The sequence below is a fragment of the Nonomuraea zeae genome (assembly GCF_005889725.1).
GTDB classification, from domain to species: Bacteria; Actinomycetota; Actinomycetes; order Streptosporangiales; family Streptosporangiaceae; genus Nonomuraea; species Nonomuraea zeae.
This window is the reverse complement of the sequence record NZ_VCKX01000447.1, coordinates 1-7,445: the sequence shown is the minus strand read 5'-3', so window position 1 is coordinate 7,445 and position 7,445 is coordinate 1. Positions and strand designations below refer to the sequence as shown.

The following is a 7,445-nucleotide window of genomic DNA, read 5'->3' as shown; positions in this document are numbered from 1 at the left end:
CGTCCGGTGAGTGCACATGAGCGCCTCCCGGCCAGGGACGACACATCCCGTTAAGGACCCGAAGTCAGTCAGGCGGTGGGTCAGCCCCTGGCGGGAAGCGCTCATCTACATCCTCACTGTCAGGCGGCGCAGGAGTCGTGGGTGGCGTCGAAGCCCTTGATCGCCTCGGTGTCGTCCGCGCGCAGCGGCTTCAGCCCCGTCCAGTCGTCGCCGATCACCAGCACCAGCCGGTTCGTCCGTGCGGCGGGGACGCTCCTGGGCGTCGCCTTGAGCAGGTCGCCGGACAGCGTCGGCACGCGGGTCTCGCCGTTGGGGCCGTACATGATCGTGGTCTTCGCCTGCGGCTTGCGCGCCGAGTCACCGATCTTCGAGATGTGGTAGCCGCGCTGCTCCAGGAAGGCGGCCACCTGGGTGCCGAGCCCGCTGCGCCAGGTGCCGTTGCGCAGCTCGATCTGGATCTTCGACCGGCCCACCTTGGCCTGGCCGCCCTTGACGCCCTGCACGCTCTGGTCCCTGGCCACGATCTGGAACAGCTTGCCCGCCTGCGGCTGCACCCACTCGACCCGGCCCGGCTGGGTCAGCGAGTAGTGCCACGGGGTGGTGATGAACCGGATCTGCCCGGCGTTGAGCCCCTGCAGGCCGGTCGCCAGGTCCCGCATGACGCCCACCGACAGGTCGGGGTCGGTGGTGACCGCCTTGGTGCCGGCGTCGAGCAGGGCGAACAGCTTGGCCGGGTTGGTGAGCGTCTCGCCGCTCATCGCCTTCTTGACCATGGAGGCGATGAACATCTGCTGCCGCTGGATGCGCCCGATGTCCGAGCCGTCGCCCAGGCTGTAGCGGGCGCGCACGTAGCCCAGCGCCTGCTCGCCGTTGAGCGTCTGCCGCCCGGCGGGAAGGTGCAGCAGCGCCTTCTTGTCGTCCACGCGCTCGGTCAGGCAGACCTCCACGCCGCCGACGGCGTCCACCATGCTCTTGAAGCCGGTGAAGTCGACCTTCACGAAGTGGTCGATGTGGATGCGGGTGAGCCCCTCGATGGTCTTCCAGGTGCAGGCGATGCCCCCGGAGTTGAACGACTCGTTGATCATGCCGAGGTGCGGCCGCTGCCCCGGGAAGGCGCCGGTGGCGCGGCAGGCGGGAAGCTGCACGAGGGAGTCGCGCGGGAAGCTGACGACCATGGCGTTGTCGCGCTTGGACGACACGTGGACCAGCATGATGGTGTCGGTGCGCTCGCCCGCGACGCGACCGTATTTGGCGTTCTTGCCGTTGCGCTGGTCGGAGCCGACGACCAGGATGTTCATCGCGGTGCCCGCGACCTTGGGCGGCCGGGTGGCGCCGAGGTCCTCCGCCGTGACGTTCTCGTGCTCGACGTTGCCGGTCAGCTTGGCGTAGACGCCCACGGCGACGCCGGCGACCAGGAGGACGACGGTGATCGCGACCGCGATGACCCAGCGCAGCCAGGGGCGGCGACGCCGTGGCGGCGTGTTCGGCCCGGATGGCGGCGCGTCGGCAAGCCCGCTGCTCACGTGACTCCAGAATGGACGGGGCCGAGGACCGCCGCCCATGGCTGGAGCCTCGCCGTACAGATCTCGGCCGGTTGAACGTGCCCGAGTGTACTCAGTCAGGCAGGCTCATGCGGAGCGAAACCGTGCCACGGAGGTCGAGCCAGGCAGTGCCCGGGCCGCGTACGAGCCTGAGCACCACCTCGTCGCACCCCGGGCAGCGGGCCACCATGCCGGGATCGGGGCCGTAGACGCGCAGCGCGCCGACGGGACCCACCAGCCCGCAGCTCACGCAGCGGCCGGTGGCGGCGGTGACGTCCACGGCGAAGATCTCGCCGAGCGGGCCCGCCAGGGCGTTGCCGTCCAGATGTCCTGGGGTCATGTCGGGGCGGTCTGTGGTCATGTCAGCCTCCGGTCGGGCCGAAACGTTCGGTTCGGATGCGCTCGGGGGCGTGGCCGAGCGCGAGCAGCAGGTCGGCCGCCGCCTCCACGAACCCCGTCGGCCCGCACACGTAGCAGTCGGGCTCGAAGTCCGCCGGCCAGCCGCCCTCCGCCAGGTCGCCGAGCGTGACCCGGCCTGCGGGGCGGCTCGCGCCGGGCGGCGCGGACCTGGTGTAGAGGTAGCTGATGTCGAGCCCGGGGGCGGGCCGCCGCAGCTCCTCGGCGTAGTAGCGGTTGTCCTGGTCGCGCAGCGAGTAGACCAGGCGGAACGGCACCCGGCTGCCCGCCTTCCCGCGCTCCCTGATCATGGCCATCAGCGGCACGATGCCCGACCCGCCGGCGACCAGCAGCACCGGCGCCTTGCTCGCCGGCCGCCAGACGAACCAGCCGCCGACCGGCCCGCGCACCTCGACCAGGTCGCCGGCCCGCATCTCCTCGGTCAGGTACGGCGAGACCTCGCCGTCGGGCACCGTCTCCACGGTCAGCTCGACGAGGTCGCCGTCGGCGGGCGCGGCCATCGAGTAGCTGCGTTGCGCGGTGTAGCCGTCCTCGGCCGTGAGCCGCACGTCGAGGTGCTGCCCCGCCGCGTGCCCGGGCCAGCCGGGCACCCGGAAGCTCAGCGTGCGCGCCGTGGCGGTCTCCGAGCGGGTCCGTACGAGCTCGGCCGCCAGCCAGGTCAGCCGGCGCACCTAGTCGCCCTCGTAGCGCTGCTCGCGCCACGGGTCGCCGTAGTTGTGATAGCCGGCGGTCTCCCAGAAGCCGGGCTCGTCGTCGTTGAGCAGCCGGATGCCGCGCACCCATTTGGCCGACTTCCAGAAGTACAGGTGCGGCACGATCAGCCGCGCCGGGCCGCCGTGCCAGGGCTCCAGGTCCTCGCCGTCGAAGCGGTGCACGATCCAGGCCTTGCCGTCGAGCAGGTCCTCCAGCGGCAGGTTCGTGGTGTAGCCGCCGTAGGAGTGGATCAGCGCGTAGTCGGCGGCGCTCTCCACGTCCTCGAAGAGCACGTCCAGCGAGACGCCCTCCCACGTGGTGTCCAGCTTCGACCACTTGGTGACGCAGTGGATGTCCACCGTGGGGCTCGTCTGGGGCAGCGCCATGAACTCCGCCCACGACCAGCGGTGGGTCTGCCCCTCCTCCGTGTCGATGGCGAACTCCCACCGGTCCCGCGGGACCTGCGGCGTCGGCCCGGCGGACAGCACAGGGAAGTCCTCGACCAGGTACTGGCCTGGTGGCAGCCGGTCGTCGTCCGCTCGCCGCTTGCCGCGGAAGCCGCGCGAAATGATGCTCACGAGCCCCTCCCAGTGGTTCTCGTGTCATTCCACCATGAACCGCTTCCCGCAGGTCAGCGACGCGCCCGTGGAGTGACCAGCCCCGACTCGTAGGCGAAGACCACGAGCTGGGCGCGGTCGCGGGCGTGCAGCTTGGTCATGGCCCTGCTGACGTGCGTCTTGGCCGTGGTCGGGCTGATCACCATGTGCGCGGCGATCTCGTCGTTGGACAGGCCGCGGGCGACCAGGGCGGTCACCTCGCGTTCGCGGTTGGTGAGCACGTCCGCTCCCTCCGACTCCGGCTCGGGGCGGCGGGCGACGTACTCGCCGATCAGGCGGCGGGTGATGGCGGGGGACAGCAGCGCGTCGCCGCGCGCCGCCACCCTGACGCCCTGCAGCAGGTCGGCGGGCTCGGTGTCCTTGACCAGGAAGCCGCCGGCGCCCGCCCTGAGCGCGTTGAAGACGTACTCGTCGAGGCCGTAGTTGGTGAGGATCACCACGTGGACCCCGCTCAGCCGCTCGTCGGCGGCGATCCGCCTGGTCGCCTCGATGCCGTCCATCACGGGCATCTGCACGTCGATGAGCGCCACGTCGGGCAGGTGCTCCAGGGCGAGGGCGACGGCCCGCTCGCCGTCGGCGGCCTCGGCCACCACCTCGATGTCGTCCTCGGCCTCCAGCAGCGCGCGGAAGCCGCCGCGGATGAGCGCCTGGTCGTCCGCGAGCAGCACACGGATCACGATGTCTCCCCCAATGTCCGGCCGAGCGGAAGTTCGGCGCGTACGGTGAAGCCCCCCTCGGGACGGGGCTCCGCGCGCAGCCGGCCGCCGAGCGCCGTGACGCGCTCCCGCATGCCGAGCAGGCCCACGCCGGGCACGGGCGGCGTGTCCTCGCTGGCCAGGCCGTCGTCGTCCACCTGCACGACCAGCTCCGCGCCGCCGTACTCGATGCGCACCGCCGCCCCGGCCCCGCCGGCGTGCCTGGAGACGTTGGTGAGCGCCTCCTGCACGATCCGGTACGCGGCCCGGTCCACCTCGTCAGGCAGCGGCTGCCGTACGCCGGAGACGGTCACCGTGGCCGGCAGGCCCGTCGAGCGCGCCCGCCGCACCAGGTCGTCGAGCCGGTCCAGCCGGCTGTCGAGGTCCGGGCCCGGGCCGGTGGCGGCGTCCTGGTCGCGCAGCACCTCCAGCGTGGCGCGCAGCTCGCGCATGGCGTCCCCGCTGGCCTCCTGGATGGCCAGCAGCGCCGCGGGCACGTCCTCGCCGCGCTTGCGCGCCAGGTGGACGGCCACCCCCGCCTGGACCTTGATGATCGAGATGCTGTGCGTGAGCGAGTCGTGCAGCTCCCTGGCGATGCGCAGGCGTTCCTCGCCCGCCCGGCGGCGCGCGGCCTCCTCGCGGGTGCGTTCGGCCTCCACGGCGCGCTGCTCGGCCTGCTCCAGGTACGCCTGCCGGTGCCGGGACACCGTCGCCGCCACCCCGGCGGCCAGGAACCAGCCGAGCAGCAGCGTCGTGCGCTGGACGAGGTCCTGGGCGTCCTGCCCCGCCGCGGTGTAGAGGCTCACGGCCAGGCTCACGCCCAGGAACACCGCGCTCGCCAGCGCCGCCACCAGCCGGTGCCCGGCCCTGACCGTGCCGAACACGCTCACCAGCACGGGGAAGGCGGCCGGCGGGCCCGGATGGGCGTGTACGGAGAAGACGAGCATGCAGGCCGTGGTGACCAGCAGGGCCGCCACGGGTGCCCGGCGCCAGGCGGCGAGCGCCAGCGAGCCGGTCAGCACGGCCACCAGGTCCAGGGCCCCCGAGCCCGGGGTGACCAGTACGGTGGCCCCGAGCATGACGGCCACCACCGCGGCGAGCGCGCCGTCCATGGCGTACGGCCGCCATCCGTGCGTAGAGCTCATTCCTGCACATTAGGGCCTGGTCGCGACATACTCCTCAGCGTCTGGGCGTAACTTCCGACTACTTCCGGCGAAGTAGTCCGGCCCGGTCCGACCGCCCACGTCGTAGTCGCAAGAGTCTCCTCGGGCACGACGACCTGGGGCAGGGCCGGATACCACGATGTCCGGTCATGGAGATGATCCTGAAAGACGGGGGCCGGTGATGGCCGGTCCCTTCCGTTACGTCACACCCGTGGAGCCGCAGCGCGCCACCGGGCGGATCGCCCAGGTCTACGCGCAGATCGCCGAGGACTTCGGCATGGCCCGCATGGCGGTGCTGATGACGCTGTCGCCGTCGCCCGAGGTGACGGCCGCGACCTGGGCCATGCTCAGGGAGTCGCTGCTGGCCGGAGCCGCGCCGAGGACCGGCAAGGAGGTCGTGGCCCTCGGGGTGTCGATGGCGAACCGGTGCCCGTTCTGCGTGGACGCGCACACGATGCTGCTGCACGCGACCGGCGATCACCGGCTGGCGGAGGCCATCGCCCGCGGTGACACCCCGGCGGACCCGGCCCACGCCGCCCTGCTGGCCTGGGCCGGCGCGACAGGCGGTCCCGTACGGCCCGGGCCGTTCCCCGCGGAGCTCGCGCACGAGTACGTCGGCACCGCGCTGTCCTTCCACTTCATCAACCGGGTGGCCTCCACTCTGCTCACCGACGGCGTGCTGCCCGCGAACCTGCAGCGGTCGCGCCTGGTCAGGAGCATGGGCGGCCGGGTGTTGACGCGGACGGTGCGCAGGCGGCTGCCGGTCGGGACGAGCCTGGCGATGGTGGCGGACCTGCCCGCGCGGCCGGAGCGCGAGTGGGCGGCGGGCACCCCGGTGGGCGCGGCCTTCGCCACCCTGGAGGCCGTCGCCGGGTCCGGTGGCGAGCTGCTCGGGGACGGCGCCCGGACGGCCGTGACGGATGCGGTCGAGGTCTGGGACGGCACGCCGCCGCCGATGAACACCGCCTGGCTGGACGGCCCGGTGGCCGCGCTGCCCGCGGCGGATCGGCCGGGTGCCAGGCTCGCGCTGCTCACCGCGCTCGCGCCGTACCGGGTGACGGACACCGACGTGGCCACCTGGCGCGCCTCCAGAACGGGCGGGCGTACTGACGAGGACCTGGTACGGCTCTGCGCGTTCGGCGCCATCACGGCCACGCGACGCGTCGAAGCGCTCATCACCCCCACGGAACACGTGACCGCAGAGGACCGATCATGACCGCACAGCATGCCGTTTCCCCTCAGACCGCGCACCCGGCCCGGACCTCCTGGCCCATGCGGGTGCTCCAGGCGGTGGTGGTCCTGCACGTGGCCGCGCTGCTGTTCCAGGCGGTGACGGCGGGCCTGCTGCTCTCCTCGCCCGGCGGCCGGGCCCTGCACGAGACCTCGGGCATCGCCCTGGCGATCATCGGGCTCGCCCACCTCGTCGCCGCCATCCTGGTCTGGCGGCCCGGCGGCGGGCGGGCCGCGTTCGTCCCCCCGGCCGCGCTGATCCTGGTGCTCACGGTCGTGGCCGCCTTCCTGGGGATGGCCGGGCTGAAGGTCCTGCACCTGCCGCTCGGCGTCATGCTGTTCGGCGGCGGGGTCATGCAGCTCGGCCGGGTCATGGCCAGGCGCCCGGCGGCGGCATGACGCCGACCAGGCGCGACGCGCTGCGGCTGCTGGGCCTGGGTGCGGTGGCGGCGGTCGGGGCCCAGGGCTGCTCGCTGATCGCCGGGACCCCGCAGCCGCAGCTCCTGACCAGCGCGGCCCCGCTGCCCCGGCAGTTCGCGGTGCCGCTGCCGGTCCCGGACGTGGCCGAGCCCGTGCGCAGCGCGGGGGGCGTCGACTTCTACGAGCTGACCGAGCGGGCGGCGCAGGCGGAGGTGCTGCCGGGGCTGCGCACTCCGATCTGGGGGTACGGGGGGACCTTCCCCGGGCCGACGATCCGGGCCGAGCGCGGCCGGCGTACCGTGGTGAAGCTGATCAACCAGCTCGGCGAGCCGACGGTGCTGCACCTGCACGGCGGGCACACCCCGCCCGAGTCCGACGGCTACCCCACCGACCTGGTCATGCCGGGGGCCGCGCGCGAATACGTGTTCCCGCTGGAGCAGCGGGCCGCCACGCTCTGGTATCACGACCACCGCATGGACTACACGGGGCCGCAGGTCTGGCGCGGGCTGGCCGGGATGTTCCTGGTGCGCGACGAGGAGGAGCGGGCGCTGCCGCTGCCGGACGGCGAGCGGGACGTGCCGCTGCTGATCTGCGACCGGTCGTTCGCGGCCGACGGCACGATGCTCTACCCCGGGCTGGGGGAGCGGCCGGGGGTGCGGGCTGTCTCTT

At 73.0% G+C, this 7,445-nt stretch carries 9 protein-coding genes; 3 read left to right on the top strand and 6 right to left on the bottom strand.

The window, feature by feature from the left end:
• Nucleotides 1-119 precede the first annotated feature (119 nt).
• The 6 genes from ETD85_RS58360 to ETD85_RS58335 all read right to left on the bottom strand — a co-directional run bounded on the left by ETD85_RS58360 (nucleotide 120) and on the right by ETD85_RS58335 (nucleotide 5,108).
• Nucleotides 120-1,523, bottom strand: coding sequence for an LCP family protein (locus ETD85_RS58360; protein ID WP_138698427.1), 1,404 nt, complete (start codon nucleotides 1,521-1,523; stop codon nucleotides 120-122).
• Nucleotides 1,524-1,614: 91 nt separating this feature from the next.
• Complete coding sequence (locus ETD85_RS58355; protein WP_240780108.1) at nucleotides 1,615-1,902, bottom strand: DUF6510 family protein; 288 nt, start codon at nucleotides 1,900-1,902, stop codon at nucleotides 1,615-1,617.
• Nucleotide 1,903: 1 nt separating this feature from the next.
• Nucleotides 1,904-2,629 carry a ferredoxin reductase gene (locus ETD85_RS58350; protein ID WP_138698426.1) on the bottom strand — a complete coding sequence of 242 codons (726 nt, stop codon included), beginning with the start codon at nucleotides 2,627-2,629 and terminating at the stop codon, nucleotides 1,904-1,906.
• On the bottom strand, nucleotides 2,630-3,229 hold the full coding sequence (locus ETD85_RS58345) for a sulfite oxidase-like oxidoreductase (RefSeq protein ID WP_138698425.1): 600 nt from the start codon (nucleotides 3,227-3,229) through the stop codon (nucleotides 2,630-2,632).
• Between the two features lie 53 nt (nucleotides 3,230-3,282).
• Nucleotides 3,283-3,945, bottom strand: coding sequence for a response regulator (locus tag ETD85_RS58340; protein ID WP_138698424.1), 663 nt, complete (start codon nucleotides 3,943-3,945; stop codon nucleotides 3,283-3,285).
• Nucleotides 3,942-5,108 carry a sensor histidine kinase gene (locus ETD85_RS58335; RefSeq protein ID WP_138698423.1) on the bottom strand — a complete coding sequence of 389 codons (1,167 nt, stop codon included), beginning with the start codon at nucleotides 5,106-5,108 and terminating at the stop codon, nucleotides 3,942-3,944. The genes ETD85_RS58340 and ETD85_RS58335 overlap by 4 nt, the downstream gene beginning before the upstream one ends.
• 199 nt (nucleotides 5,109-5,307) lie before the next feature.
• Between ETD85_RS58335 and ETD85_RS67145 the strand changes: the two genes are divergently transcribed.
• The 3 genes from ETD85_RS67145 to ETD85_RS58320 all read left to right on the top strand — a co-directional run.
• Entirely contained in the window at nucleotides 5,308-6,342 is a 1,035-nt protein-coding gene (locus ETD85_RS67145) for a carboxymuconolactone decarboxylase family protein (protein ID WP_138698422.1), read from the top strand.
• Nucleotides 6,339-6,755 carry a hypothetical protein gene (locus tag ETD85_RS58325; RefSeq protein WP_206059557.1) on the top strand — a complete coding sequence of 139 codons (417 nt, stop codon included), beginning with the start codon at nucleotides 6,339-6,341 and terminating at the stop codon, nucleotides 6,753-6,755. The genes ETD85_RS67145 and ETD85_RS58325 overlap by 4 nt, the downstream gene beginning before the upstream one ends.
• Nucleotides 6,752-7,445 (top strand): multicopper oxidase family protein (locus tag ETD85_RS58320; protein ID WP_170247430.1); only part of this gene is annotated, 694 nt, incomplete at its 3' end. The genes ETD85_RS58325 and ETD85_RS58320, both read left to right, overlap by 4 nt.